The sequence below is a fragment of the Pseudonocardia benzenivorans CB1190 genome, assembly GCF_000196675.2.
Classification (GTDB): Bacteria; Actinomycetota; Actinomycetes; order Mycobacteriales; family Pseudonocardiaceae; genus Pseudonocardia; species Pseudonocardia benzenivorans.
In genome coordinates this window covers 2,255,457-2,281,319 of the sequence record NC_015312.1, presented here as the reverse complement: position 1 = coordinate 2,281,319, position 25,863 = coordinate 2,255,457, and the positions used below count along the sequence as shown (strand labels likewise).

23 protein-coding genes and 1 pseudogene are annotated in these 25,863 nt (G+C 74.4%); 11 read left to right on the top strand and 13 right to left on the bottom strand.

Annotated elements, in window-relative coordinates; translation table 11 throughout:
• Positions 1-118: 118 nt before the first annotated feature.
• From PSED_RS10880 to PSED_RS10860, 5 genes are all read left to right on the top strand, one after another.
• Entirely contained in the window at positions 119-1,636 is a 1,518-nt protein-coding gene (locus tag PSED_RS10880) for a PucR family transcriptional regulator (protein WP_013674293.1), read from the top strand.
• A gap of 185 nt (positions 1,637-1,821) precedes the next feature.
• Entirely contained in the window at positions 1,822-2,754 is a 933-nt protein-coding gene (locus PSED_RS10875; protein ID WP_041759506.1) for an ACP S-malonyltransferase, read from the top strand.
• On the top strand, positions 2,751-3,740 hold the full coding sequence (locus PSED_RS10870; RefSeq protein ID WP_013674291.1) for a beta-ketoacyl-ACP synthase III: 990 nt from the start codon (positions 2,751-2,753) through the stop codon (positions 3,738-3,740). Before PSED_RS10875 ends, PSED_RS10870 begins: the two co-directional genes overlap by 4 nt.
• A 53-nt stretch (positions 3,741-3,793) precedes the next feature.
• A complete protein-coding gene (locus tag PSED_RS10865; protein ID WP_013674290.1) occupies positions 3,794-4,036 on the top strand; it encodes an acyl carrier protein in 243 nt (80 codons plus the stop codon).
• Positions 4,033-5,277, top strand: a complete 1,245-nt coding sequence (locus PSED_RS10860; RefSeq protein WP_013674289.1) for a beta-ketoacyl-[acyl-carrier-protein] synthase family protein — start codon at positions 4,033-4,035, stop codon at positions 5,275-5,277. The genes PSED_RS10865 and PSED_RS10860 overlap by 4 nt, the downstream gene beginning before the upstream one ends.
• Positions 5,278-5,348: 71 nt before the next feature.
• On the opposite strand, the gene PSED_RS10855 is transcribed toward PSED_RS10860, so the two are convergent.
• The 4 genes from PSED_RS10855 to PSED_RS10840 form a co-directional block, all read right to left on the bottom strand.
• Positions 5,349-5,903, bottom strand: coding sequence for a hypothetical protein (locus tag PSED_RS10855; protein WP_013674288.1), 555 nt, complete (start codon positions 5,901-5,903; stop codon positions 5,349-5,351).
• 120 nt (positions 5,904-6,023) lie between these two features.
• The gene (locus PSED_RS10850; protein ID WP_013674287.1) at positions 6,024-6,512 is read right to left on the bottom strand and encodes a DUF3145 domain-containing protein; all 489 of its coding nucleotides are present in this window, start codon (positions 6,510-6,512) and stop codon (positions 6,024-6,026) included.
• Between the two features lie 179 nt (positions 6,513-6,691).
• Positions 6,692-7,771 carry an MBL fold metallo-hydrolase gene (locus PSED_RS10845; protein WP_013674286.1) on the bottom strand — a complete coding sequence of 360 codons (1,080 nt, stop codon included), beginning with the start codon at positions 7,769-7,771 and terminating at the stop codon, positions 6,692-6,694.
• A gap of 10 nt (positions 7,772-7,781) precedes the next feature.
• Positions 7,782-8,456, bottom strand: coding sequence for a transglutaminase-like domain-containing protein (locus tag PSED_RS10840; RefSeq protein ID WP_041759502.1), 675 nt, complete (start codon positions 8,454-8,456; stop codon positions 7,782-7,784).
• A gap of 227 nt (positions 8,457-8,683) precedes the next feature.
• Between PSED_RS10840 and PSED_RS10835 the strand changes: the two genes are divergently transcribed.
• Positions 8,684-8,896, top strand: a complete 213-nt coding sequence (locus PSED_RS10835; RefSeq protein ID WP_013674284.1) for a helix-turn-helix domain-containing protein — start codon at positions 8,684-8,686, stop codon at positions 8,894-8,896.
• 23 nt (positions 8,897-8,919) lie between these two features.
• Here the strand turns inward: PSED_RS10835 and PSED_RS10830 are convergent, their stop codons facing one another.
• Positions 8,920-9,645 carry a pirin family protein gene (locus PSED_RS10830; RefSeq protein WP_233899385.1) on the bottom strand — a complete coding sequence of 242 codons (726 nt, stop codon included), beginning with the start codon at positions 9,643-9,645 and terminating at the stop codon, positions 8,920-8,922.
• Positions 9,646-9,905: 260 nt separating this feature from the next.
• Positions 9,906-10,412 (bottom strand): NUDIX hydrolase, encoded by a 507-nt coding sequence (locus PSED_RS10825; protein WP_013674283.1) that lies wholly within the window; start codon positions 10,410-10,412, stop codon positions 9,906-9,908.
• Between the two features lie 65 nt (positions 10,413-10,477).
• Here PSED_RS10825 and PSED_RS10820 point away from each other — a divergent pair, with 65 nt between their 5' ends.
• Positions 10,478-11,473, top strand: a complete 996-nt coding sequence (locus tag PSED_RS10820) for an alpha/beta fold hydrolase (RefSeq protein WP_013674282.1) — start codon at positions 10,478-10,480, stop codon at positions 11,471-11,473.
• Positions 11,474-11,710: 237 nt separating this feature from the next.
• On the opposite strand, the gene PSED_RS10815 is transcribed toward PSED_RS10820, so the two are convergent.
• The 3 genes from PSED_RS10815 to PSED_RS10805 all read right to left on the bottom strand — a co-directional run bounded on the left by PSED_RS10815 (position 11,711) and on the right by PSED_RS10805 (position 16,126).
• The gene (locus PSED_RS10815; protein ID WP_013674281.1) at positions 11,711-14,575 is read right to left on the bottom strand and encodes a vitamin B12-dependent ribonucleotide reductase; all 2,865 of its coding nucleotides are present in this window, start codon (positions 14,573-14,575) and stop codon (positions 11,711-11,713) included.
• 170 nt (positions 14,576-14,745) lie between these two features.
• On the bottom strand, positions 14,746-15,225 hold the full coding sequence (gene nrdR, locus PSED_RS10810; RefSeq protein ID WP_013674280.1) for a transcriptional regulator NrdR: 480 nt from the start codon (positions 15,223-15,225) through the stop codon (positions 14,746-14,748).
• A gap of 622 nt (positions 15,226-15,847) precedes the next feature.
• Positions 15,848-16,126, bottom strand: a complete 279-nt coding sequence (locus tag PSED_RS10805; protein WP_041760946.1) for a LysM peptidoglycan-binding domain-containing protein — start codon at positions 16,124-16,126, stop codon at positions 15,848-15,850.
• Positions 16,127-16,997: 871 nt separating this feature from the next.
• On the opposite strand from PSED_RS10805, the gene lexA reads away from it, so the two are divergent.
• The 4 genes and pseudogenes from lexA (at position 16,998) to PSED_RS10790 (ending at position 20,543) form a co-directional block, all read left to right on the top strand.
• Positions 16,998-17,729, top strand: coding sequence for a transcriptional repressor LexA (gene lexA / locus PSED_RS10800; RefSeq protein WP_013674278.1), 732 nt, complete (start codon positions 16,998-17,000; stop codon positions 17,727-17,729).
• Between the two features lie 731 nt (positions 17,730-18,460).
• Positions 18,461-18,964, top strand: a pseudogene (locus PSED_RS35635) (pentapeptide repeat-containing protein); the annotation flags it as partial.
• 528 nt (positions 18,965-19,492) lie between these two features.
• Positions 19,493-20,077 (top strand): hypothetical protein, encoded by a 585-nt coding sequence (locus tag PSED_RS10795; RefSeq protein WP_013674277.1) that lies wholly within the window; start codon positions 19,493-19,495, stop codon positions 20,075-20,077.
• Between the two features lie 55 nt (positions 20,078-20,132).
• Positions 20,133-20,543, top strand: coding sequence for a hypothetical protein (locus PSED_RS10790; protein WP_013674276.1), 411 nt, complete (start codon positions 20,133-20,135; stop codon positions 20,541-20,543).
• A 708-nt stretch (positions 20,544-21,251) separates the two neighbouring features.
• Here the strand turns inward: PSED_RS10790 and hflX are convergent.
• The 4 genes from hflX to PSED_RS10770 form a co-directional block, all read right to left on the bottom strand.
• On the bottom strand, positions 21,252-22,622 hold the full coding sequence (gene hflX, locus PSED_RS10785; protein WP_233899443.1) for a GTPase HflX: 1,371 nt from the start codon (positions 22,620-22,622) through the stop codon (positions 21,252-21,254).
• 177 nt (positions 22,623-22,799) lie between these two features.
• Entirely contained in the window at positions 22,800-23,675 is an 876-nt protein-coding gene (gene dapF, locus PSED_RS10780; protein WP_013674274.1) for a diaminopimelate epimerase, read from the bottom strand.
• Between the two features lie 5 nt (positions 23,676-23,680).
• Entirely contained in the window at positions 23,681-24,676 is a 996-nt protein-coding gene (miaA, locus tag PSED_RS10775; RefSeq protein WP_013674273.1) for a tRNA (adenosine(37)-N6)-dimethylallyltransferase MiaA, read from the bottom strand.
• On the bottom strand, positions 24,673-25,392 hold the full coding sequence (locus tag PSED_RS10770) for a class III extradiol ring-cleavage dioxygenase family protein (RefSeq protein WP_013674272.1): 720 nt from the start codon (positions 25,390-25,392) through the stop codon (positions 24,673-24,675). Before PSED_RS10770 ends, miaA begins: the two co-directional genes overlap by 4 nt.
• Positions 25,393-25,863 lie beyond the last annotated feature (471 nt).

Sequence of the window (25,863 nt, the reverse complement as noted above, 5' to 3'; positions counted from 1 at the left end):
CGGGCGGCGACCGTCGCATCCGGGCGTTGCGCTGCTGTTGCACGGGCCCGGCGGGCAGGCACGGCCACCGCCGGACCCCTTCGCGTGCCATGCTGCCGCACATGTCGGGGACCGCGCCGTGACCTCCCCCGCATCCGGCCGTGCCGATCCCGGCACCCGGGCCCGCCCCACGACGCCCGCCGGCCCGCGCGCGGCCGTCTCGCCCGCGACGCTGCGCCGCCTGGAGCTCGCCGCCGGTGGCATCGCCGGGGCGTGCCTCGCGGCGATGGACCGCCGTCAGCCCTGGTTCCGCAAGCTGCCCGCGGCGCTGCGGTCGGGCGTCCAGCTGGTCACCCAGACCGGCGTCGCGAACTTCGTGGGCTGGCTCGTCGCGACCGGAGCCGGGCACCCGACCGCCCCCGCCACCGATCCCCCCGCAGCCGGGCCCGGATCCGTCCGCCCCCGGCGCGGCCGACCCGACGGGGTTCAGGCCGACGACACCCGACCCGAGGACGCCGAGCCCGAGAGCGCGGGCGCCGGTTCCGGCTCGGTACGGCTGACCGCCGAGGCGTTCCGCATCGCCCCACGCGACCTCGCGCGCCGGCTGACGTTGCGCCAGACCGTGGAGCTGGTGCGGGTCGCCACCGACGTCCTCGAGGAACGGCTGCCGCCGCTGGCCGCCGACGACGCGGAGTTCCGCGTGCTGTCGGAAGCGGTGCTGCGTTTCGGCCGCGAGGTCGCGTTCGCCGCGGCGACCGCCTATGCGGGGGCCGCGGAGGACCGCGGGGCGTGGGACGCCCGGCTGGAGGCGCTCGTCGTCGACGGCGTGGTCCGCGGCGACGCGGGCGACGAGCTGATCTCCCGGGCGTCGGCACTGGGCTGGGACCCGGCGGGCGCGGTGCGGGTACTCGTCGGCAGCCCGCCCGCGGAGCACGCGGCCGAGCGGCTCGGCGAGCTGCGCCGCCGCGCCGGGCGCGCCGGCCGGTCGGTCCTGGTCGGGGCCCAGGGGAACCGGCTCGTCGTCCTGCTCTCGTGCGCGGGCGACGGCGAGCCCGACACCGGCCCGGGCAACGGCGACCGGAGCGGCGATCGACCCGGTGATCGACCCGGTGACCGACACGGGGACCGCAACGGGGACGGCCTCGACGCCGTGCTGGCCGCGCTGGCCCTGGACTTCGGCGACGGTCCGCTGGTCGTCGGCCCGCTCGCGCCCGACCTCGCGACGGCGCACGCGAGTGCCCGCGACGCGCTCGCCGGGCTGCGCGCAGCACCCGGCTGGCCCGAGGCGCCGCGTCCGGTACCGGCCGACGAGCTGCTGCCCGAGCGGGCGTTCTCCGGCGACGCGGCGGCACACCGGCGGCTGGTGGAGACGATCGTCGCGCCGCTGGCCGACGCCGGCGGCGAGCTGCTGCGCACCCTCGCGGCATACCTCGAGGGCGGCAGCTCGCTCGAGGGCTGCGCGCGGACGCTGTTCGTGCACCCCAACACCGTGCGCTACCGGCTGCGCCGCGTGAGCGAACTCACCGGCCGGACGCCGACCGATCCGCGCGACGCGCTGGTGCTGCGCGCGGCGCTCCTCGCGGTGCGGATGGCCCGGGCCGAGGCGGGGCCCGAGGCCTCCGGCGAACCCGCCGCCCGTCCGCCCGACGCACCCTGAGCTGCGACTGAGGATCACGCGATCGGCGCGACCGGGCGCGCGACTCCTACAAAAGACGGTCCCTCGACGTGGGGAGTCGGCGGTCACATAGTTCTCTTTGTTGTAGGAAACCTACAATATCGGCTCGTGGAGTTGGAGCCTGCCGCTATGCCGTCCGCGTACCCCGGCGGTGTTCGCTGTCCGTCGTGATCGCGCTGCTCGCACCGGGTCAGGGATCCCAGACCCCAGGCATGTTGTCCCCCTGGCTCGACGACCCCGTCGCCGAGGAGACCGTGGCGGCCTGGTCCGACGCCGTCGGGCTGGACCTGCGCCGGCTGGGGACCACCGCCGAGGCCGACGAGATCAAGGACACCGCGGTGACCCAGCCGCTCGTCGTCGCCACGGCGCTGCTCGCCGCCGCGCGGCTCGGCGCACATGTCACGCTGCCCGAGCGGGCGACGATCGCCGGGCACTCCGTCGGAGAGCTCGCCGCGGCCGCGGTCGCCGGCGTCCTGCCCACCGACGCCGCCGTCGCGCTGGCGGCCGTCCGGGGGCGGGAGATGGCGGCCGCGTGTGCGCTGGAACCGACGGGCATGAGCGCCCTGCTGGGCGGGAACCCCGACGACGTGCTCGCACGGCTGTCCGAGCTCGGCCTCGAACCGGCGAACATGAACGGCGCCGGGCAGATCGTCGCGGCCGGACCGCTGTCCGCGCTCGCGGCGCTGGCCGAGAACCCGCCCGAGCGCAGCCGGGTGAAGGCGCTGCCCGTCGCGGGTGCGTTCCACACGCGGTTCATGGCTCCCGCCGAGGACGCCGTGCGCACGCACGCCGCCGGCATCGAGCCCGCCGACCCCGAGCGGCCGCTGCTGTCCAACGCCGACGGGACCGTCGTGACCTCGGGCGCCGAGGCGCTGTCGCGGCTGGTCTCGCAGGTGACCCGGCCGGTGCGCTGGGACATGTGCATGGCCACATTGCGTGAGAGGGAGGTGACCGCGGTGATCGAGCTGCCGCCCGCGGGGGCGCTGGTCGGACTCGTCAAGCGCGAGCTGAAGGGGACGGCCACGTTGGCACTGAAGACGCCCGACGACCTCGACGCCGCGGCCGCCCTGGTCGCCGAGCACGCGGGGGCGCAGGCATGAGCGCTCGGTTGACCCTCCCGGCGGCGGTGCCAGGCGCACGCATCCTCGGCGTCGGCAGCTACCAGCCCGAGAAGATCCTCACCAACGACGACCTGGCGAAGCGCGTCGACACCAACGACCAGTGGATCCGCGAGCGCGTCGGCATCGTCGAGCGCCGCGTCGCCGCCGAGGACGAGCTGCTGGTGGACATGGCCGCCGAGGCCGGCCGCAGCGCCGTCAAGGACGCCGGGCTCACCCCGGCCGACGTCGACACCGTCATCGTCGCGACGTGCACGATGCGCTACCCCATCCCGAACGCCGCCGCGCAGACCGCCGAGAAGATCGGCGTCAGCGCTCCCGGCGCGTTCGACCTCAACGCCGCCTGTGCCGGGTTCAGCTACGGGATGGGTGCCGGTGCCGATCTCATCCGCGCGGGCTCGGCCCGCACGGTGCTGGTGATCGGCGCCGAGAAGCTCACCGACTGGCTCGACTGGGACGACCGCTCGACGTGCATCATCTTCGCCGACGGTGCCGGGGCGGCCGTGCTCGGTCCGGCCCCCGACGCGGAGTCGGTGGGCGTCGGGCCGGTGGCGTGGGGGTCCGCGGGCGACCTGTCCTCGATGATCGAGATCCGCGAGCACAACCAGGCGCTCGCCCAGGAGGGCCAGTCGGTCTTCCGCTGGGCCACGACGAAGATCGCGCCCGTCGCGCTGCGTGCCGTCGAGCTCGCCGGCCTCACGCCCGCCGACATCGACGTGCTCATCCCGCACCAGGCCAACCTGCGGATCGTCGAGTCCGTCGCCAAGCGGCTGCGGGCCAAGGGCGCGCGCGAGGACATGGTCGTGGCCGACGACATCATCCACTCCGGAAACACCTCGTCGGCGTCGATCCCGCTGGCGCTCGACCACATGCGTGCCGACGGCCGGGTCCGCTCCGGCGACGTCGCGCTGCTGGTCGGGTTCGGTGCGGGCCTGTCCTATGCCGCCCAGGTCGTGGTCTGTCCCTAGGATTCCGTTCCGACCACGCGACACCCCGAGTTTCCCACCAGAAGGAGCACCCAGTGGCTGACAACGCCGAGATCCTGTCCGGCCTCTCCGAGATCGTCGAGGAGGTCGCCGGTATCGACGCCGGTGACGTCTCGGCCGAGAAGTCCTTCGTCGACGACCTCGACATCGACTCGCTCTCGATGGTCGAGATCGCCGTCCAGGCCGAGGACAAGTTCGGTGTGAAGATCCCCGACGAGCAGCTCGCCGAGCTCAAGACGGTGGGCGACGCGGTGGACTACATCGCGAAGAACCAGTGACGGGGGCCCCAGTCGAGGTCGTCGTCACCGGGTACGGCGCGACCACCCCGCTCGGCGGGGACGCCGCGTCGACCTGGGAGGCGCTGCTGGCCGGGAAGTCGGGTGTCGGACGGACCGACGCGGAGTTCGTCGAGCGCTTCGACCTGCCCGTGAAGATCTCCGCGCAGCTGGCCGTCGAGCCCACCGAGGTCATCCCGCGGGTCCAGGCCCGCCGGCTCGACCGGTGCGAGCAGGTCGCGATCGTCGCGGCCCGCGAGGCGTGGGCGCACGCCGGGCTCGGCGGCGACGAGCCGAAGGTCGAGCCGGAGCGGGTGGCGGCGGTCGTCGGCACCGGCATCGGCGGGGCGATGACCCTGCTCGGCCAGGACGACCTGCTCGAGTCCGGCGGCCTGCGCAAGGTGTCGCCGCTGACAGTCCCGATGCTCATGCCCAACGGCCCCGCGGCCGTCGTCAGCCTCGAACTGGGGGCCCGTGCCGGTGTCCACGCGCCGGTGTCGGCGTGCGCGTCCGGCGCCGAGGCGCTGGCCTGGGCGTACCGGCTCATCCAGGAGGGCGACGCCGACGTCGTCGTGGCCGGGGGCGCCGAGGCCTGCATCACCGGCATCACGGTGGCCGGCTTCGTGCAGTCCCGCACGTTGAGCAGCCGCAACGACGAGCCCGAGAGGGCGTCGCGGCCGTTCGACACCGGCCGCGACGGGTTCGTGCTCGGCGAGGGGGCCGGCATCCTGGTCCTGGAGCGGGCCGACTTCGCCAGGGCCCGGGGGGCGACGATCCACGGCCGGCTCGCCGGTCACGGACTCACCGCCGACGCGTACCACATCACCGGGCCCGACCCGGAGGGCTCGGGCCAGTCCCGGGCAATGCTCAAGGCCGTCCGCAGCGCCGGCCTGGAACCGTCGGACATCGACCACGTCAACTGTCACGCGACCTCGACGGTCGTCGGCGACGTGGGCGAGTCGGCCGCGATCCGCAAGGCGCTCGGCGACCGGCCGGTGCTCACCGCACCCAAGTCGTCGATGGGACACCTGGTCGGTGCCGCGGGCGCGGTCGAGAGCCTGTTCACGATGCTCTCGATCAAGGAGGGCGTCGTCCCGGCGACGCTGAACCTGGAGAACCTCGACCCGGGCGTCGAGCTCGACGTCGTGGCCGGGGAGCCGCGCAAGATGGAGCTCAACGCCGCGGTGAACAACTCGTTCGGGTTCGGCGGGCACAACGCCTCCGTGGTGTTCACGAAGGTCTGAGCAAGGTCTGAGGAAGGCCGACGGGCCCGGCACGCATGCTGCGTGCCGGGCCCGTCGTCAGTCGTGGGCGGTCAGCAGGGCTCGGAGAGCAGGCTGCCCGCCGAGCCGGTCTCCAGCCGCGGCGGCGCGCCCGTCATCGGGTACGTGCCGCGCCAGCAGATCCGCGGCACCCGCAGGTCGGCCGGGGCGTCGTCGAGCGACTGCGTGGACACGAACCGGACCAGCACCAGCAGCCGGCCGGGCGCGAGATCGTCGATGCGGTCGACGCGGATCGTGCCGTCGGTGGCCGTGTCGATCGACGCCGTCCACTGCTCCCGCGGCTGCTGCGCCACCCGCTCGGGCACGACCGTGGCGCTCCACAGGTCGTAGTCCCGGGAGTTGATGGCGTCGAAGTAGTGCTGCAGCTGGCTGCGCACCGCGTCGGCCGACGGATGCCGCTCCGCGTCGGCGCTGAGCTCGACCGTGGGCGCTCCCGCGCCCGAGGACGGCGGCGCGGGCGGCGCGCCGGTGGGCGCCACGCCCTCGAACGACCGTCCGCCCAGTACGTACGCGGACACCCCGGCCGCGATCAGCAACGCCAGCAGCGCGACGGCGAGCGCAGGCGTGTACCGGACCCCCGACCTCACGTGGCGTCGTCCTCCCCCGTCGTGCCGCGCCCGGGCCCAGTCTCCCCGACGGCCACGATCAGGTGACGACGACCCCGTCCCGGACGATCACCGCGCCCGTCGGCCGGTCCGGTCCCCCGCTCAGCCGACCTGGTGCAGCCAGGTGACGGGCGCGCCGTCGCCCGCCAGCCGGAAGGGCTCCAGCGCCGCGTCCCACGCCGAACCGAGCAGCGCATCGATGCTCGCGTGCACCTTCGCCGCCGCGGCACCGGCCACGACGGCGCGCAGCTGGTCCTCACCGACGACGATGTCGCCGTTCGCGCTCGTCCGACCGCTCCACATGCCGAGGCCGGGGACGTAGCAGAACCGCTGACCGTCGACACCCGGACTGGGCTCCTCGGTGACCTCGAAGCGCAGCATCGGCCAGGCGCGCAGCGCGCTCGCGAGAGCACCGCCGGTGCCCGCGGGACCGGACCAGGTGACCTCGGTCCGGAGCTGTCCGTGCGCAGCGGACTGGGGGGTCCATTGAAGGCTGACCTTGCCCCCGAGGACCCCTGACATCGCCCATTCGACATGCGGGCAGACCGCAGTCGGCGACGAGTGGACGAAAACCACGCCGCGTGTGCTCACTGCAGACCTCCGCTGTTCGACGAGGAAACGTCTTCCCCTACGTCCTCGCGTGCAGTGGTGGTGCAGTCGTGTGTCGTTCGGTTCGGCCGGGCGGACCCGGCGGTGATCGGCTGTCGGTGATCACTCTGCCCGATCTCGCGCCGCGACGCCAAACATCCTCGGCGCGTCGGGCGTGTCGGTCACGCCGGGCGGTAGCGCAGCAGCCCGGCGGGGCCCTCGCTCTCCGCCGGCCGGTCCACGTCGGCGAGGCCGCGCTCGACGAGGACCTCCAGGTGCACCCCCGTCTCGAGGATGGCGAGCATGCGGTTGAACGGGTCGAGCTCGGCCAACGTGCGCTCCCGACGGGTCCAGGTGAGCGTCGCGGCGACCTCGGCGACGGTGGTCCGGCCCTGCGCGAGGCCCGCGAGCGTCGCGTCGAGCCGCTGCGCGTGGTGGGCCAGCAGCTCGTCGACGCGCTCGTGCACGCGGCGCCCGACGCGCCCGTGCGCGGGCAGCATCGCGGCGTCCGGACGGTCGCGCAGCAGCTGCAGCGACGTCAGGAAGTCGGTGAGCGGGCTCGGCGGCGCGACGGGCTCGAAGCCGATCGACGGCGTGATCGTCGGGAGTACGTGGTCGCCGGTGAACAGCAGGTCGTGCTCCGGGTCGGCGAAGACCATGTGGCCACGGGTGTGCCCCGGCGTCGCGATGGCGGTCAGCGTACGCGCGGCCGGGCCCTCCTCCGGTCCGACGGTGATCACCGCGCCGTCGTCGAGCCATTCGTCGGGCGGCTCCCACAGTCGCAGGTCCATGGGCGGCGGGGCGTTGCGCTCGATGAGATCGGCGAGGTCGTCCGCGCCCGCGGCGCGCAGCCGCTCCATGTGCGACGAGCCGCCGCTCATCCGGTCGGGCCGGTTGATCTCGTCGAGCCCGACCTTCTCCCCCGCCCCCAGCAGCACCCGGCTGCCGAAGCGGCGGCGCAGCTCCACGCCCATCGTGTAGTGGTCGCGGTGCGAGTGCGTGACCAGGAAGCGCCTCACCTCGGGCAGCCCGGTGCCCAGCGCGGCGAGCGCCGAGCCGAGGAGGTCCTCGGCGATCTCCAGCGCCCAGCCCGAGTCGACGAGCGTCCAGCCGCCGACGTCCTCGATGGCGTAGACGTTGACCGCACGCAGCCCGTCGTTCGGCAGCGGCAGCGGGATGCGGTACACGCCGGGGGCGACACGGAACGTCCCGGGGGCCGTCCAGTCGCCGTTCGGGTCGTCGTCGAGGATCGTCGTGCTCACCCTTGGCACCCTAGGCGGACGTGGGCGCGGTGAACTCGTCGGAACCGGCGTGAGACCGGCCACCGAACATCGCCTCACCGTACGTGCTGCGGAACGTGGCCATGATCGCGTCGAACGGCAGGTCGGCGAAGGGGCCGTGGTCGGTGACGTACTCCATGTACTCGCTGCCGTCACCGGAGTACGGGTGCATGAGCGCGTCGTGCCGGCCGTCGAACTCGATCGGGTCGACCCCGAAGCGCGCGCACAGCTCCCGGTTGAACGCCGGCGTGGCCTTGACCCAGCGGCCGTCGAGCCACAGCTCGGTGTAGCCGTGGTAGACGAACAGGTCGTTGCCGTTCATCATCGCGCGCAGCCGGGCGGTGTTCAGGTGGTTGCGCACGTCGGCGAAGCCCAGCCTGGCCGGGATGTCGAGGGCCCTGGCCGCCGCGGTGAGCAGGACCGCCTTGGGGACGCACCAGTTGCGCGGCGTCGTCGCGACCGTGCTCGCCCGGTAGTCCTCGGGATCGGTGCTGATGACGAAGGGGTCGTACCAGATGCCGTCGCGGACCGCGGCGAACAGCGCCGCGCCCCGCCGGACCGGGTCGTCCTCGGTGCCCGCGGACCGCTCGGCGAACTCGCGCACGGCCGGCGCGTCCGAGTCGACGAAGCCGCCCGGCGCCAGATGGTCCTCCGGTCGGTCCGACACCTGTTGTCCCTGCGACACGTCGCTCCTCCCTCACGGTGCGTCGTCCAATGATCGCACGCCGTCATCGCCCCTTCAGGGCCTCTCGTCATACCACCCGGTCGAGGACGTTTTCGCACTCCGGAGGTGACGCTTCGTCGATTAGTGTCGCCGTGCAGCAAATTGGTCAGGTGACCGCTGCGGGTGGGCCGTTCGCCGCTCGTGACGGCGCGGGAGAAGTGGGGTCGACGATGGTGGCAGGCAGTCCGGAAGGCGCGGGGGTCGGGCGGACGCCGTTCCTCACCGTGGCCGAGGTCGCCGAGCGGATGCGCGTGTCGAAGATGACGGTCTACCGGCTGCTGCACAGCGGTCGGCTCCCCGCGGTCCGCTTCGGGCGGTCGTTCCGGGTACAGCCGGCGGCGGTCGACGAGCTCATCGAGTCGGCGCGCTACGAGGCGGGCTGACCTCCCCTGCGGGACGCTGCCGCTCAGCGGGTCCGGCCACGCGGGCGCAGCGGGACCGGTGGCATCGCCGGGGCCGCGAGCGGTGCGCCGTCGTAGCCGGTGACGGCGCCGTAGCGGGCCGGGCCGGTGCCGCCGATCTCGGCCTGCCAGGCCTCGCGGGCGGCGCGCACCTCGTCGCCGCTGCGGCCGACGAAGTTCCACCACATGACGATCTCCTCGCCGAAGGGCACCCCGCCGAGCAGCAGCAACCGACTCCCCGACTCGGCACGCAGCCGCAGCTGCGACCGCCCGCAGCCCAGATAGCACAGCGACCCCGGCTCCAGGACGCCGTCGACGTCGGGCGCGCCCGAGACCGTCAGCACGGCGTGCTCGAAGTCGGGCTCCAACGGCAGCACGACGTCGGCACCGGCATCGAGTTCGACGTCGACCCCGACCAGCGGCGTGTGCACCCGTCCCGGCGACACGGCCTCGGCCAGCTCGCCGAGCAGCACCGTGGCCCGCAGCCCGCGACCGGTGACGACCGGCAGGTCCGCGTGGAACTCGAAGCGCGGGTCGCCCGCGCGGGCGCCGTCGGGCAGCGCGACCCACAGCTGGGCGCCGTGCAGCACCGGGGCGTGCGGATCGGGTGACTGCTCGGCGTGCGCGATCCCGCGGCCGGCCGTCATGAGGGCGAGCTCGCCCGGCTCGATCAGCCGGTCGGACCCGAGGCTGTCGCGGTGGTGGACCGTGCCCTCGAGCAGCCAGCTCACCGTCTGCAGGCCGATGTGCGGGTGCGGCGGGAACCTGCATGCCGGGCGCGGCGGCGACGTCGTCGGGCCCGTAGTGGTCGACGAAGCACCAGGCCCCGACCATGCGGCGGCCCAGTGTCGGCAGCAGCCGGCGGACCCGCGTGGACCCGCCCAGCTCGACCGTCCGGGCCGGCAGCAGCTCGCGGACCGGTTCGGCCCCGGCCTCGCCACCGCAGATCTCGACCACCGGACGGGTGGAGGTGTCGCTCACCGCAGCTGCCTCATGACGACACCGTAGGACGACGTCCGTCCGGGGTGAACCCGAACTCCGAGACCGGCGGCGGCACGGCGCCGCGGGCGAGCTGGTCGAGCACCCAGCGCTCGTGCGGGACGACGGGCTCCGGCAGCGCGTCGAGCGGGAACCACCGGACGTCTGCGGCCTTCGCCTCCGCGGCCCGTGGCTCGCCCCGCCAGGCGCGGCAGGTGAAGAAGAAGTCCACGCGCTCGTCGACGGGCAGGCCCGTGGCCCGGGTGCGGTGCATCGCGGTGAGCGCCACGAGGTCGGCCGGGTCGACGACGACGCCCAGCTCCTCCGCCGCCTCGCGCACCGCCGCTCGGGTGACCGACTCCGCCTCCTCGACGTGCCCCGCGGCCGCGGCGGCCCAGTGGCCGTCCATGAACCCGGTGCCGCGGCGGAGCTGGAGCAGGACCTCCTCGCCCCGCGGACCCGTCCGCAACAGCAGGACGTAGGCGGCGGGGACGAGCCGGAACCGGTCGGTCACGATCATCGACCCTACTGCGCCGCAACGCGTCGGAAACTCCGGCGTGACGAGCGACGCCTAGCGTCGGCGCGATGCGGAGCGGGTGGACGGGCACCGCGGCGGGACGGCTCGGCGCCGTGCCGCCGCGGGACGCCGAGCTGCGGTTCCGCACCGTCCACGGCTACCGCCGGGCGTTCCGCGTCGCCGGCGCCGGACCCCCACTCGTGCTCGTGCACGGGATCGGCGACAGCTCGCGCACGTGGGCGCCGGTGCTGCCGGCGCTGGCCCGTCGACACCTGGTGATCGCGCCCGACCTCCTGGGCCACGGCGAGTCGGACAAGCCGCGCGCGGACTACTCCGTCGCCGCCTACGCCAACGGCATCCGCGACCTGCTCGGCGTGCTCGGGATCGCGCGGGCGACGCTCGTCGGACACTCGCTCGGCGGTGGCGTCGCGATGCAGTTCGCCTACCAGTTCCCGGAGCGCACCGAGCGGCTCGTGCTCGTCGGCAGCGGCGGCGCCGGGCCGGACGTGACGCCGGTCCTGCGCGCGATGACCCTGCCGGGGGCCGCGACGCTGCTCGGCGCGCTGCGGCTGCCGACGATGCGACTGCAGGCGGAAGCCGTCGTCGCGGCGCTGCGGCTGCTCGGGACCGACATCGGGCTCGACGCGCCCGACCTGCTGCGGGTCGTCGACGCGCTGCCCGACGCCACCTCCCGCGCGGCCTTCATCCGGACCCTGCGGGCCGTCGTCGACTGGCGCGGTCAGGTCGTGACGATGCTCGACCGCTGCTACCTCACCCGCGGGATGCCGGTCCTACTGGTGTGGGGCGCACGCGACGCGATCGTGCCCGTCGAGCACGGCCGGCGGGCGCACGAGGCGATGCCCGGCAGCCGGCTGGAGATCTTCGAGACCTCCGGACACTTCCCGTTCCACACCGACCCCGCGCGGTTCGTCGCGCTCGTCGACGAGTTCGTCGCGGGCACCGCCCCGGCGAGCTGGAGCCCCGAGCAGTGGCGCCAGCTGCTGCGTGCCGACGGCAGGGTCCCGGGCAGCGTCTCGGTCACCGGGGAGCGGTCGGCGACCTGACCTCCGGGCCCAGCGGGTCGGTCCGGGCCGTGGCCGCGGTCGGTCCGCGTGGAGGATCGTGCCGACGGCCTCGCCCGCGAGCGCGGCCGCGGACTGCGCGAGGGCGACCCGTTGCCGACGGGGACGCACCGCACGGTGCTCTCCGCGCGTCGCGCGTCATGCGGCGTCCGAAAACCCCGACGGGGCCGGGCCGTCTCGCGGTCCGGCCCCGTCGGTCGTGCAGGGATGCCTCGGGTGTCAGCTGCAGCCGCTGGTCGACCCGCAGCCCTCGCACAGGTAGCACGATCCGGCGGGCCGCATCTTGGTGCCGCAGGTCAGGCACAGCGGCGCGTCGGCCGCCTTGCCCAGGCGCAGCTCCAGCAGCTCCGTCGAGCTGCCGACGTTCGCGGGCGGGGTCGGCGCGGCGGGCGCGGCCGGCCGCTCGTCGATCGACACCGTCGAGCGCAGGCTCTCCAGGTCGACGTCGGTCGCGGGCTCGGGCTCGCCGTAGGCCGTCGCGACCTGCTCCGAGCGCTCGTCGGCGGAGAAGATGCCCAGCTCGGCGCGCTTGTCGTAGCTGAGGTGGTCGAGCGCGAGACGACGGAACAGGTAGTCGAGCACGCTCGTCGCGATCCGGATGTCCGGGTCGTCGGTCATGCCGGCGGGCTCGAAGCGCAGGTTGGAGAACTTCGAGACGTAGAACTCCAGCGGGATGCCGTACTGCAGACCCACCGAGATCGACATCGAGAAGGCGTCCATCACGCCGGCCAGCGTCGAACCCTGCTTGCCGAGCTTGACGAAGATCTCGCCCAGGCCGTCGTCGGGATAGGAGCCCGCCGTCAGGTAGCCCTCGGCGCCCCCCACGGTGAACGACACCGTCTCGCTCGGGCGCTTCTTCGGCAGCCGGCGCCGGACCGGGCGGTACTCGACGGGCGCCTCCGCGTCGGCCGAGGCGTCCTTGCGGGCCTCCTTGCCCGCCGACAGCGGCTGGCCCACCTTGCAGTTGTCGCGGTAGATCGCGAGCGCCTTCAGGCCGAGCTTCCAGCCCTCCATGTAGATCCGCTCGACATCCTCGACGCTCGCGGCCTCGGGCATGTTGACGGTCTTCGAGATCGCGCCGGACAGGAACGGCTGCACGGCGGCCATCATCCGGACGTGGCCCATCGGGGCGATGGACCGCTCCCCCATGGCGCAGTCGAAGACCTCGTAGTGCTCGGTGCGCAGGCCCGGTGCGTCGATGACGTGCCCGTGCTCGGCGACGTACTCCACGATCGCCTCGGCCTGCTCGGCCTGGTAGCCCAGCTTCTGCAGCGCGCGCGGCACGGTCTGGTTGACGATCTGCATCGAGCCGCCGCCGACCAGCTTCTTGAACTTGACCAGCGCCAGGTCCGGCTCGATGCCGGTCGTGTCGCAGTCCATCATCAGGCCGATCGTGCCCGTCGGGGCCAGCACGGAGGCCTGCGCGTTGCGCCAGCCGTTGCGCTCGCCGATCGCCAGGCACTCCTTCCAGGTGATCGTGGCCAGCCGGTGGATGTGGGTGCTGGCGGCAAGCGTGCGCACGTCGTCGTTGGCAGCGGCGTGCTTGCGCATGACCCGCTGGTGCCCCTCGGCGTTGCGGGCGTAGCCCTCGTACGGGCCGACGACGCCGGCCAGCTCGGCCGAGCGCTTGTAGGCGGCGCCCGTCATCAGCGACGTGATCGACGCCGCCAGCGCGCGGCCGCCCTCGGAGTCGTAGGCGTGCCCAGTGGCCATGAGCAGCGCGCCGAGGTTGGCGTAGCCGATGCCCAGCTGGCGGAACTTGCGGGTGGTGTCGCCGATCGGCTCCGTCGGGAAGTCGGCGAAGCAGATGGAGATGTCCATCGCCGTGATGATGAACTCCACGGCCCGGCGGAAGCGCTCCGCGTCGAACATCCCGTCGTCGCCGAGGAACGTGAGCAGGTTCAGCGACGCGAGGTTGCAGCTGGAGTTGTCCAGGTGCATGTACTCCGAGCACGGGTTCGACGCCGTGATGCGGCCCGACTCCGGCGTGGTGTGCCAGTCGTTGATCGTGCCGTCGTACTGGATGCCCGGGTCGGCGCACTCCCACGCGGCCTGCGCGATGCCGCGGAAGAGGGTGCGGGCGTCGACGCTGTCGATCACCTCGCCCGTCATCCGGCCGCGCAGACCGAAGCTCGTGCCCTCCTCGACGGCGCGCATGAACTCGTCGGTGACGCGCACGGAGTTGTTGGCGTTCTGGTACTGCACCGACGTGATGTCGGCGCCGCCCAGGTCCATGTCGAACCCGGCGTCGCGCAGCACCCGGACCTTGGCCTCCTCCTTCGCCTTGGTCTCGACGAACTCCTCGATGTCGGGGTGGTCGACGTCGAGGACGACCATCTTGGCCGCGCGCCGCGTCGCGCCGCCCGACTTGATCGTCCCCGCGCTGGCGTCGGCACCGCGCATGAACGAGACGGGACCGCTGGCCGTGCCGCCGCTCGAGAGCAGCTCCTTCGACGACCGGATGCGGGAGAGGTTCAGCCCCGCGCCGGAGCCGCCCTTGAAGATCAGGCCCTCCTCGCGGTACCAGTTGAGGATCGACTCCATCGTGTCGTCGACCGCCAGGATGAAGCAGGCGCTGACCTGCTGCGGCGACGACGTACCGACGTTGAACCACACGGGCGAGTTGAAGCTGAACACCTGGTGCAGCAGCATCCAGGTGAGCTCGTGGGCGAAGATCTCCGCGTCCTCGTCGGTCGCGAAGTAGCCGTTCTCCACGCCCGAGCGGTGGTAGACGCCGACGACCCGGTCGATCAGCTGGCGCAGGCTCGACTCGCGTTGCGGCGAGCCGACCGCCCCGCGGAAGTACTTGCTGGTGACGATGTTCGTGGCGTTGACCGACCACGACGACGGGAACTCGACGCCGCGCTGCTCGAAGTTGACCGTGCCGTCGCGCCAGTTGGTCATGACGACGTCACGACGCTCCCAGGTCACCTCGTCGTACGGGTGCACCCCGGCCGTCGTGTACAGCCGCTCGACGGTGAGCCCGGCGGGCCGCTTCCGCCGGTCGGACCGGCTCCCGGCCTTCGCGCCGCGTGCGTTCCCGGCCGCGTCCCCCGAGGCCGTCGCCCCGACCGTCTCCGTCATCCTCGTCCTCTTCCCCTGAGCAACCGTGGTGCAGTCGTGTCGCACCCTGTCAACGACCACGCCGGCGATAAGGGCGCCGAGCGGGCCGTTGCGTGTGCCGACCGGCCGGTGTCGCGCGCCGGCCGGGCGACCCGCCGCGACGAGGTCTCCCCCGTCCCGGCGTGTTACTGCTAGTCGCGATCCGCGCCGTCGGCTGCTTCCCCGGCGACCGACCGCCGCAGATCCGCGATCTCCTTCTCGAAGTCCTCGATCGAGGAGAAGGAGCGGTACACGCTCGCGAAGCGCAGGTAGGCCACCTCGTCGAGCTCGCGCAACGGCCCGAGAATCGCCAGGCCCACCTCGTGGCTCGGGATCTCGGCCGTCCCGCCCGCCCGGACCGCTTCCTCCACGCGGTGCGCCAGCTGCTGCAGCGCGTCCTCGTCGACGGGGCGGCCCTGGCACGCGCGTCGTACTCCGCCGACCACCTTGTCGCGGCTGAACGGTTCGGTCACCCCGCTGCGCTTGACCACCGCGAGCACCGGCTCCTCGACGGTGGTGAACCGCCGACCGCACGACGCGCAGGAGCGACGACGGCGGGTGGCCTGCCCGTCCTCGACCTCACGAGAGTCGATGACGCGGCAGTCCGAGTGGCGGCAGAACGGGCAGCGCACAGTAGTGATCCTCTCTCCGAGAGCGACCGACAACCCCAACCTGTGGCCGAACAACACGTATGTAACCACAAGATGTAGGGGTGTGGGCGCTCGGGGCGCCCACGCGTCCCATGTTCGCCCGATCCGGCGAGGCCAGCGCCCCGACAGCCCGGCGCGTCGCCTACGGTACGGCGTGTCGCGCACCCTGCGCGGTCGACGACCCGTGTCCGGACCCACACGGAGGGCACCCGGGCGCGGGGCGCGAGCACCCGCACGGATCCCCGCCGACCCCTGCGGCCGCCATCCACACTGGCACCCGCCGCCCCGGCACCGACCCGGCACCCACCGCCGGCCACGCTCCGCCATCGGGTAACACGGCACGCTCCGCCACCGAGCCGACGATCGGGTGCACGGCAGAGCGCCGGTCGGCGCCGGCGGCTCCGCGACGGGTCCCACGGCGCCGGGCAATGGAGGCTGAGCATCGAAGGGCGCACGGCGGCCGCACCGGCCGACCGCAGCCGCACGGGCCGCAGCCGGACGGGCCGCAGCCGGACGGGCCGCAGCCGGACGGACGCAGCGAAACGACATGAGCGACGGCAGTGACACAGCAGCGAAGGGGTACCGGAGGCCCGCCCGCCTCTGACTAGGCCCGCGGCACAGTGAGGATCTGGCCGGGTCGCAGCGCAGCCGAATGGAGGCCGTTGAGCTCGGCGATGCGGGCGGCAGCCACGGCAGGGTCGGCATCGGGGACCGTGCGCCGGGCGATGTCCCACACCGTGTCGCCACGTTGGACCACGACCTGGGCGGTGCTCATGGGGATGCCGGGGCCGGCGTCGCGGGCGATCTCGCCCAACGACCCGAGCGCGACCACCACGACGGCGGCGCACACCCCGAGCACCAGGACCGCGACCGCCCGCCGCACCCGGTAGCGCAGCGCCAGCGGAGTCCGTCGGAGTGCCCGGGACCGAACAGGCCGCGGATGCACCCGCGGCGGCGCGACGCAACGAGGACGTGCCACACCGGGGGCGACGCTCGCCCCGGCCGGGCGTCGGCCGCGCGCCGACGGATGCCGCAGCAACGCACGGTCGATCTCGGACAGGCGCTGCGCGTCCACATCGGACGAGTCGAGGCGGGGACCGAGCCCCCCGTCGCCCCCCGTGGTCGGCTCGAGGCCGCCCGGCAGCACGGTCAACGACGGGCGCGTCCCCCGCCGCGCCATCGTCGACCCCGACCGCCGAGGTACACCGGCCTCGGCCCGCGATGCGTCCCGCTGTGCGCTGCCCCGCCGCGCGGCCTCCCGCGGACGCGCAGGCCGCGGCCCGCGGCCCCGGCGTCGCGGCCGGGCGCCGCCCTCGTCGGCGTCCCGCACCGCTTCGGGCCGGTGCGACGCCTGCCTCGGCGACCGGTCCGCGGCCGTCCCGCCGGAACCCGCGGCTCCGGCACCGTTCCCGGCGGGCCCACCCGTCCCTGCGCCCGCACATCCGGGAGCCGTGCTGACAGACATGGCAGTTCCCTTCCCGTCGGCGCCGGCTCCTCGGTCGGCGACACACGTGGACCGGACGGCCCGACCTCGGCGGCGATCGCCCGCCGCGCCCGATCGGATACCCTCCGTTCGCACAAGCGTTCGATCGAACGCTCGTGCGAATGTGTACCACCGGGCCCCGACAAATTTTCGCGACGCGCCGCGTGTCGTTCGAACATGTGTTTGGCGGCGGAGATGATCGGGTCTACGGTGCGGTGCGACGGCGGCGGGGACGAACGGCCCCACCGCGCCGATCGAGGAGGCGGACGAGATGGCACGGGACGAGACCGGTACCGACCGTGAGGCCGGGCAGGTGCGTTCCTTCCCGGACCCGGCCGAGGCGGCGGGGGACGACACGTCGCTGACCCCGCGGCAGCGGAAGGTGCTGGAGGTCATCCGCGACTGGGTGGAGCGTTTCGGGTACCCGCCGAGCGTCCGCGAGATCGGCGACGCCGTCGGCTTGACGTCGACGTCCTCGGTCCACCACCAGCTGCGCAGCCTGGAGCGCAAGGGATACCTGCGCCGCGACCCCAACCGCACGCGGGCGGTGGACGTCCGCGCCCCCGAGGACGTCGCCGACGCCGACGCGGACTCCCGCGATCCCGGCACGACGCGTGACGAGCACCCCGCCCCCGCCTACGTCCCGCTGCTGGGTGACATCGCCGCTGGTGGGCCGATCCTCGCGGAACAGGCGGTGCAGAGCGTGTTCCCGCTGCCGCGCGAGATCGTCGGCGAGGGCACGCTGTTCCTGCTCAACGTGCGCGGCGACTCGATGGTCGAGGCGGCGATCACCGACGGCGACTGGGTGGTCGTGCGCCAGCAGCCGGTCGCGGAACAGGGTGAGATCGTCGCGGCGATGATCGACGGCGAGGCGACGGTCAAGACGTTCCGCCGCCGCGACGGGCACGTCTGGCTCATGCCGGCCAACCCCGCGTACGACCCCATTCCCGGCGACGAGGCCACGATCCTCGGCCGCGTCGTCGCGGTGCTGCGCAGACTCTGAGAGTCACGACGCGCCTGCGACGCAGGCCCCGAGGTCCGCGACCTACGGGGATGCTCGGCACGTCAGCCGGTGAGCGACCGCGGGCGGCTTTCCACGCGCGGGCCGTCGCGAGATCGTCGGCGCGACGGTCATCGGCTCGAACGGCCGGCTCGCCGCCCCACCACGCAGAGCTCGCGCCCGCGGCGCTCGCGAGTGGCGATGGTCGCCATGGCGACCGTCGCCGCTCACAGGGGGTCACACGAGCCGAGGCCTCCCGGGCCGACCCGGCGGCTGCCGTGGCCCGGCCGGAGGCTCTGCCGCCGACGTCGGCGCGGGTCGACAACTCGACGGGCTCGACGTACCGCCGCACCGTCGCTCGACCCGATGCTCAGCCGAGCGACGACTCAGCCGGTGATACGCGCGATGCGTCCGGCTCACGGCCCCGGTCGGTGTGGGCGCCCCGCGTCCTCGTGCGGACGTGACGATCCACGGTCGGCGTCCGCGCGTTCCTCTGCGGCGGCTCGGTGCCCGTCCACACGCAACGGCTCGGGTGCCGGGGCACCCGGCGGCGTTCGGGGTGCGTCCTCGTCGCGCGCGTCCCGGCGGATGGCGGTCGTCGATGCGGCGCCGGGTTCGGCAGCCTCCGCGCCGTTCGATCGCGTTCCGTTCACGCCCTGACCGTTCACGCCCTGACCGTTCGCGCCCTGACCGTTCGCTGCCTGCCCGTTTGCGCCTGCACCGTTCGGCATCGGATGGTTCGAAGACGGCAGGCTCGTGGGTCGCCCCTTCGCCGGGTGAGCCTCCGGACCCGTCCTGTTCGCCGGCCGGCTTGTCGACGGATCTGCGTCCAGGCGCGCGTCGGTCACCGACGGCCTGTTCGGCGGCTGTGCATTGGACGGCTGTCCATTGGCCGCCGAGCCCGTCAGCGGCTGGCCGTTCGCCGAGGGGTCGTTCCGCGGCTGAGCATTCGACGGCTGACCGTTCGGCGGCTGACCATTTGGCGACTGCCCATTCGGCGGCTGACCATTCGACGGCTGCCCATTCGACGGCTGACCATTCGACGGCTGCCCATTCGACGGCTGACCATTCGACAGCTGAGCATTCGGCCCAGCGACCTCGGAGCGCCGCCCCTCACTCCGGTCCCGTCCCCGCGCGCCCGGACCCGTGCCGTTCTGCGCAGGGCCGTTCTGCGCAGGGCCGTTCTGACCAGCGCCGTTCTGACCAGCGCCGTTCTGACCAGCGCCGTTCTGACCAGCGCCGTTCTGACCAGCGCCGTTCTGACCAGCGCCGTTCTGACCAGCGCCGTTCTGACCAGCGCCGGCCGGAGTAGCACCGGTTGGACTCTGGGCGCGGCCACCGGCGGCGTCGCGCTGGCGGCCGGCGGGATCGCCCGGCTCTCGTCGCGTACCGCTCGGACCGGCACCGTTCGTACCGGCACTGTTCGCACCAGCAGCGTTCGGACCGGGACCGTTCGGACCGGGACCGTTCGCACCAGGACCGTTCGCACCACGCTCCGGACCGGGCCCGCCCGGACCAGCGCCGGTTCGAGCAGGTCCGTCCGCGCCCCGACCGTGCGGAACGGGCCCCTCCGGTCCCGGCCGGTTCGGGCCACGGGATGGCAGGCCGGGGCCGGCATTGCCCGGCCCCGCACTGTGCGATGCACCGCCCGGCCCCGGAGCAGGGCCTGTCGGCCGCGGCGGGCCGGGCGGGAACGGCGGGCCGGGAGGCGCGGTCGAGCCCGGCGGCAGGGGCGCGCGCGGCCCGGGTCCCGGTCGCGGACCGGGATGCTGCGCCGGACCGGGATGCTGCGCCGGACCGGGATGCTGCGCCGGACCGCCGGGGCCGAGGGGACGAGCGCCGTCAGGACCCTGTCCCCCACCACGGGGACCACCGGGACCGGCCGGCGGACCAGCTGGGCCGCGCTCCCCGGCGCGCGCACCGAGCGGCACCGGGCCACGGGGCCGCGCCGGACCGTCGGAGCGAACCGGGCCGTCGGAGCGAACGGGGCCATCAGGCCGAACCCGGCCATCGGGCCGGACCGCGCCGCGCTGGGCCGGACCGGGCTGGGCCGGACCGGGTTGGCCCGGACCCACTTGCGCCGGACCTGGTTGCGCCGGACCTGGTTGCGCCGGACCTGGTTGCGCCGGACCGGGCTGAGCCGGACCTGGTTGCGCCGGACCGGGCTGAGCCGGACCTGGTTGCGCCGGACCGGGCTGAGCCGGACCGGTTTGGACCGGACCCGACCGCAGCAGGCCGGGTGGAGCCGAGCCGTCGGAACGTCCCGGATCGTCGGGAACGTTGCCGGTACCCGGAGCGCCCACTGCCTGCGGACCGGGCGGCGCCGCGGCGACGACCGTCGCGTCGGGTGACGTCGCGCCGTCGTCGGACTCCGCGTGCTGAGCCGGGGCCGCGGCATCCGCCCCGATGAGCGTCGGCTCGGCGGCGGCCTCGGCCTCGAGCCGCCGCAGCTCCCGGCGCGACCGGCTGAACGACCGCAGCGCCATCAGGATCGCGCCCAGCACGAGCACCGCCGCGGTGCCGACGGCGCCGAGCATCGCCGGCGACCAGGTGCGGTCCTCCGGCGCGACGGTGTCGTCCGCCGTGGGCGGGGGCGCCTGCGAGGTGTCGGCGGCCGCCAGCATCGCGACCGCGCCGTCGACCGAGCGCAGCGCACCGGGCGTACCGCCCCGGGTCTCCCCCGCCGACCAGAGCGCGCCCGCGGCGTCGAGCGAGATGGCCTCGCCCTGCGGTTCGTCGGGCAGCGGGATGCGCATCGGGGTGGTCCCCAGCGCGGCGACGATCGCGGCGGCGTCGCCGGGAGCCGCGACCTTGTAGAGCCAGGCATCGGTGTAGCTGCGCAGCGCGACGGCCGTGCCGTCGGGGCTGGTAGCAGCGCCTGTGACCAGCCGCGACCCGATCCCCCCGAGCGGACCGCCCTGGGTGTCGGACGAGGGCAGCGACACCTGGCCGACCTTGGTCAGCGGCGTCGGCCCGACGCCGGTCGGCGCCGCCTGCGGACGGTAGATGCCGGCCGCGGTGACCGGGTCCTTGGTGACGATGACGGGCACGCCGTCGGACCCGACGAGCAGCGCCTCGGCGTCGTGCGGGCCGTCGGGATAGGTGAAGCGGTAGAGCTTGGACGCACCGGACGCCGGCAGCGTGACGACGGCGACGGTGTTGCGCGCGGACCGGTTGTCGCCGATGTCGGCCACCCACAGCGCCCCGTCGGGTCCGCGGGCGAGGTCCTCGGCGTCGAACGGGTTGGTGGTCGCGGTGCGGCTGCCGGTGACGGCGCAGGTCTGCGGGTCGATGGAGTACGCCGCGACGCGGTTGCCGCCGTCGGACATCGCCCACACCGTCGGCTTGTCCGGTGTCCCGTCCACGACGAGCCCGGACAGCTCCGCGAGCCGCGGGTCGTCGACCGTGCAGTGGGTGCGCACCCCAGGGGGCGGATCGGCGGCGAGGGCCGTCCCGGCTCCGCCCATCATGGCGGCCCCCAGGACCAGGACGACCGCGGCCGCGCGTCTGATCACCGTCGCGAGCTCACCGCGGTGCCACCAGGTGGGCGGAGACGGCCGTCGCGAGCTCGGGGCCGACGCGGGCTCGCATCCTGGTCCCGTCGGCGACGTGCTCCTCCTCGAGCACGACGCCGTCGGAGTGCACCCGGGCGACGAGCGCGCCCTCGGCGTACGGGACGAGCAGCTCGACCTCGACCTCCGGGTTGGGCAGCAGCTCGGCGATCCGCCTGCGCAGCAGCGACACGCCGGCACCGGTGTGCGCGGACACGAACACCGCGTCGGGCAGCAGGTGCCGCAACCGCGCCAGCTGCAGATCGCCCGCCGCGTCGATCTTGTTGACGACGAGCAGCTCGGGCGGCATCCGCCCCTGCTGCTCCTCGCCGATCTCGACGAGGACCTTGCGTACCGCGGCGATCTGGTCCTCGGGCAGGGGGTCGGACGCGTCGACGACGTGCACCAGCAGGTCGGCCTGCGCGGTCTCCTCGAGCGTCGACCGGAAGGCCTCGACGAGCTGGTGGGGCAGGTGCCGGACGAACCCGACGGTGTCGGTCAGCGTGTAGTCGCGCCCGTCGGGCGTCTCGGCGCGCCGCGTCGTCGGGTCGAGCGTCGCGAACAACGCGTCCTCGACGAGCACACCGGCATCGGTCAGCGCGTTGAGCAGGCTCGACTTGCCGGCGTTGGTGTACCCGACGATCGCGACCCCGGGGACCTCGTTGCGCCGCCGCGACCCGCGCTGGGTCTCGCGGACGGTGCGCATCGCGGCGATCTCGCGGCGCAGCTTGGACATGCGATGGCGGATGCGCCGCCGGTCGAGCTCGATCTTCGTCTCACCGGGGCCACGCCCGCCGATGCCGACGCCGCCCGCGGCGCGGCCGCCGACCTGCCGGGACAGCGCCTCACCCCAGCCGCGCAGCCGCGGCAGCAGGTACGAGAGCTGGGCCAGCTCGACCTGGGCCTTGCCGTCGCGCGAGCGGGCGTGCTGGGCGAAGATGTCGAGGATCAGCGCCGTCCGGTCGATGACCTTGACCTTGAGCTTCTCCTCGAGCTGACGCAGCTGGCCCGGCGAGAGCTCGCCGTCGGCGATCACGGTGTCGGCCCCGGCGCCCTGGACGGCGGCGCGCAGCTCGTCGACCTTCCCGGACCCGATGAAGGTCGCCGGGTCGGGACGGCTGCGCCGCTGGACGAGCCCGTCGAGCACCTGTGAGCCCGCCGTCTCGGCCAGCCGGGCGAGCTCGACGAGCGAGGCCTCGGCCTGCTGGGCGGTCCCGGTGGTCCACACGCCGACGAGCACCACGCGCTCGAGGCGCAGCTGCCGGTACTCGACCTCGGTGACGTCGGTGAGCTCGGTCGACAGGCCGGCGACACGCCGCAGCGACGTGCGCTCCTCGAGCTCCATGTCGCCCGTCGACGGTTCGCGGCCTGCGGCTGCGGCCACCGCGGTGTCGAGCCCCGCGCCGTCGGAGCGCGGGGCGAACATGCCGGAGATGTCGAGTCGGGATTCAGTCATCGTGACGCCCATCCTCCCACGTCGCCACGACCCTGTCCGCCGCATTCCCCCGGTTCGCCCGGTCGGTCAGCCCTGTGCGTCCCACCACACGTCGTCGATCTCCCCGTGCGCCAGCACGACGGCGGGGCCCTGCAGGACCGTCGACCCGTCGGGTTCGACGGTGACGCGCAGCCGCCCTCCCGGCGTCGTCACACCGACGGTGCCCCGGTCGCGGCCGGCCGCCCGCAGCGCCGCGACCACGGCCGCGACGGTGCCGGTACCGCAGGAGCGCGTCTCCCCGACGCCCCGTTCGTGGACGCGCATCGTGACCTCGTCGCCCGACACCGGCGTCACGAACTCGACGTTCACCCCGTGCGGGAACAGGGCCGGGTCGTGGCCGGGCGGGACGCCGAGGTCGAGGGCGGCGAGGGCCCCGGCGTCGGCCGCGGTCACGCACGCCAGGTGCGGGTTGCCGACGTCGACGGCGACCCCGGCGTAGGCGTGCCCGCGCACGGTCGCGGTGCTCTCGTCGCCGACCCGCGCGACGCCCATCCCGACCGAGACCTCACCGTCGGCCCCGTCGCCGCCGGCGAAGCGGACGGTGCGGACTCCCCCGCGGGTGCCGAGCGCGAGCTCGGCGCCGGGGCCGTCGGGCAGCAGGGCCTCGAGCGCGAGGTAGCGGGCGAAGACGCGCACGCCGTTGCCGCACATCTCGGCGACGCTGCCGTCGCCGTTGCGGTAGTCCATGAACCATTCGACGCCCGGCACCGGAGCGGGGACGTCGGGCCCGGCGGCGGCCCAGCGCACGACGCGGAGCACGCCGTCGGCGCCGAGGCCGCGGCGGCGGTCGCACACCGCGGCGACGCGGGCCGGGCTGAGGTCGAGCGCGCCCTCGGGGTCGGGCAGCACGACGAAGTCGTTCTCGGTGCCGTGGCCCTTCGCGAACCGGATCCCGCTGCTCACGGGCCTCAGGGTAGCGATCCGGAGGTGAGGGCCCCGAGGACCTGCGCGGCGAGGTCGGCGGCGGCGCCGTCGAACCAGCGGATCCGGTGGTCGCGGCGGAACCACGAGCGCTGCCGGCGGACGAACCGGCGCGTCGCGACGACCGTGCGCTGCGCGGCATCGGTGACAGCGGCGTCGTCGAGCGGGACGGCGGCGAGCCGGGCGCCATCTGCCGGGGCGTCGCGGTCCTCGGAGTCAGGGGCGCCGGCCGCGGCGGCGAGGGCGTCGATCACCTGCTGGTAGCCCAGCGCGCGCGACGCCGTGCGACCCTCGCGCAGGCCGCGGGCGAGCAGCGTCCGGGTCTCCTCGACGAGCCCGGCGGCCAGCATCAGGTCGACGCGCGTCGCGATGCGGTCGTCGAGCTCGGCGACGTCCCGGTCCACGCCGACGAGGACGGCGTCGTAGCGGGGGGCACCGATGCGCGGCATCGTCGCCGTGAAGGGCCGCCCGGTGATCTCGATGACCTCCAGCGCCCGCACGATGCGCCGCCCGTTGCCGGGCAGCACGGCGGCTGCGGCGGCCGGGTCGAGCGCGGCGAGGCGGGCGTGCAGCGCCCCCGGACCGCGCTCGGCCAGCTCGGCCTCCAGCCGCGCCCGGACCGCCGCGTCGGTGCCGGGGAACTCCAGTTCGTCGACGACCGCCTGCACGTATAGCCCGGAGCCACCGACGAGCACCGGCGTGCGGCCCGCCGCGCGCAGCCGCTCGATCACCACGCGGGCCTCGCGCTGGTAGGCAGCGACCGAGGCGGTCTCGGTGACGTCGAGGACGTCGAGGAGGTGGTGCGGGACACCGCGCCGCTCGGCGACGGTGAGCTTCGCGGTGCCGACGTCCATCCCGCGGTAGAGCTGCATCGCGTCGGCGTTGACGACCTCCCCGCCGAGCTCGCGGGCGAGCGCGAGACCGAGGTCGGACTTGCCCGTCGCGGTGGGCCCGACGACCACGACGAGCGGCGGCGCGCTCATCCCGGCGTCCAGAACGCGACGTGGTAGGCCACCCCGAACGGCGCCGTCGAGCACAGCAGCTCGGCGTCCCAGCGGCGGTCGGCGGTGGCGCCGGCGAGCACCTGCCAGGGCGCCCGGCCGCCCGCCCACAGCTGCGTGGCGAGCTCCGCGTCGAGCGCGGCGAGGGCCGCGGTGTCGGCCGCTGCGAGCGCGGTCGCGACCCGGGCGTCGAACCGGGTCGCGCGGGTGTCGAAGTGGCCGGGGGCCTTCTCCGTGTGCGTCGCCGCGCCGTCGCCGACGACGAGGAGCCCGACGCCGTCGGGTTCCGCGGCGAGGGCCCGGCCGAGGGCGAGGCAGTCGGCGGGGGCGGCGTCGGGCGCGACGAGCTCGCCGCGCACGGCGATCGCGGCTCCCGTGCCGGCCGCGAGCCAGCCCGCGACGAGCAGCGGCAGCGGCAGGTCCCTGTCGACGGGTCCGCGGTCCGTCGCGAGGCCGGTGTCCAGCGCGACCCGCACGTCGACCCCGAAACCGACGAACGAGCCCACCGTCGCGGGCGCGACCGTGCGCCGACCGCCACGGTCGGCTCCCACGGCGATCCAGCGGGAGGCCCGCGCCGCGAGCAGCGCGGCGGCGGTCCGGCACGCGTCGCGCACGTCGACCGTCTCCGCCGCTGCCGCCCCGGCCAGCTCGGGGACCAGCAGCGGTGGTTCGGGCACGACGGCGACCGCGGAGATCACGGCACCGAGCGTAGCCAGCGGGAGCGGTCATGCCCGCGTCTCGTCGCCCCACAGGGCCCGTTGACGGCGCGACCGGTTCCGCCACGTGCGCATTCCTGTTTGAATCGCTGTCAGCAGCCCGGTCCGCGAGGGATCGGTGCGGCACGTGCAACGGGCTCCGCCGCGGCGGAGCGCCCGGCCCGCTTCGGGCACGGGCCTGACGAGGGAGGTACGGGTGTCGGACGAGCAGGCGACCAGTAACGACGGCCGGCAGGGCGAGGAGGCCGCGTCGATCGCCGCCCCTCCGACAGCCGGCGAGGGACCCGACCCGGCGACGGGCGCAGGCGAGCAGGCCGCCGACGCGAGCGAGCAGGCCGCCGCGAGCGCGAGCGCGGACGAGCAGGCCGCTGCCGACTCGAGCGAACAGGCCGCCGCGAGCACGGACGAGCAGGCCGCGGAAGGCGCCGACGCGGGGGCGGGAGCGACGAACGC

Excerpts from the sequence above, each read along its gene's own strand:
- PSED_RS10795 (WP_013674277.1), top strand. The coding sequence starts at position 19,493 with ATGCTGCGCCGGACCGGGATGCTGCGCCGGACCGGGATGCTGCGCCGG.
- PSED_RS10790 (WP_013674276.1), top strand. The coding sequence starts at position 20,133 with ATGAGCGTCGGCTCGGCGGCGGCCTCGGCCTCGAGCCGCCGCAGCTCC.
- PSED_RS10815 (WP_013674281.1), bottom strand. The coding sequence starts at position 14,575 with ATGACGGAGACGGTCGGGGCGACGGCCTCGGGGGACGCGGCCGGGAAC.
- miaA (WP_013674273.1), bottom strand. The coding sequence starts at position 24,676 with ATGAGCGCGCCGCCGCTCGTCGTGGTCGTCGGGCCCACCGCGACGGGC.
- PSED_RS10820 (WP_013674282.1), top strand. The coding sequence starts at position 10,478 with ATGCGGAGCGGGTGGACGGGCACCGCGGCGGGACGGCTCGGCGCCGTG.
- hflX (WP_233899443.1), bottom strand. The coding sequence starts at position 22,622 with ATGGAGCTCGAGGAGCGCACGTCGCTGCGGCGTGTCGCCGGCCTGTCG.
- PSED_RS10870 (WP_013674291.1), top strand. The coding sequence starts at position 2,751 with ATGAGCGCTCGGTTGACCCTCCCGGCGGCGGTGCCAGGCGCACGCATC.
- PSED_RS10825 (WP_013674283.1), bottom strand. The coding sequence starts at position 10,412 with ATGATCGTGACCGACCGGTTCCGGCTCGTCCCCGCCGCCTACGTCCTG.
- lexA (WP_013674278.1), top strand. The coding sequence starts at position 16,998 with ATGGCACGGGACGAGACCGGTACCGACCGTGAGGCCGGGCAGGTGCGT.
- PSED_RS10835 (WP_013674284.1), top strand. The coding sequence starts at position 8,684 with ATGGTGGCAGGCAGTCCGGAAGGCGCGGGGGTCGGGCGGACGCCGTTC.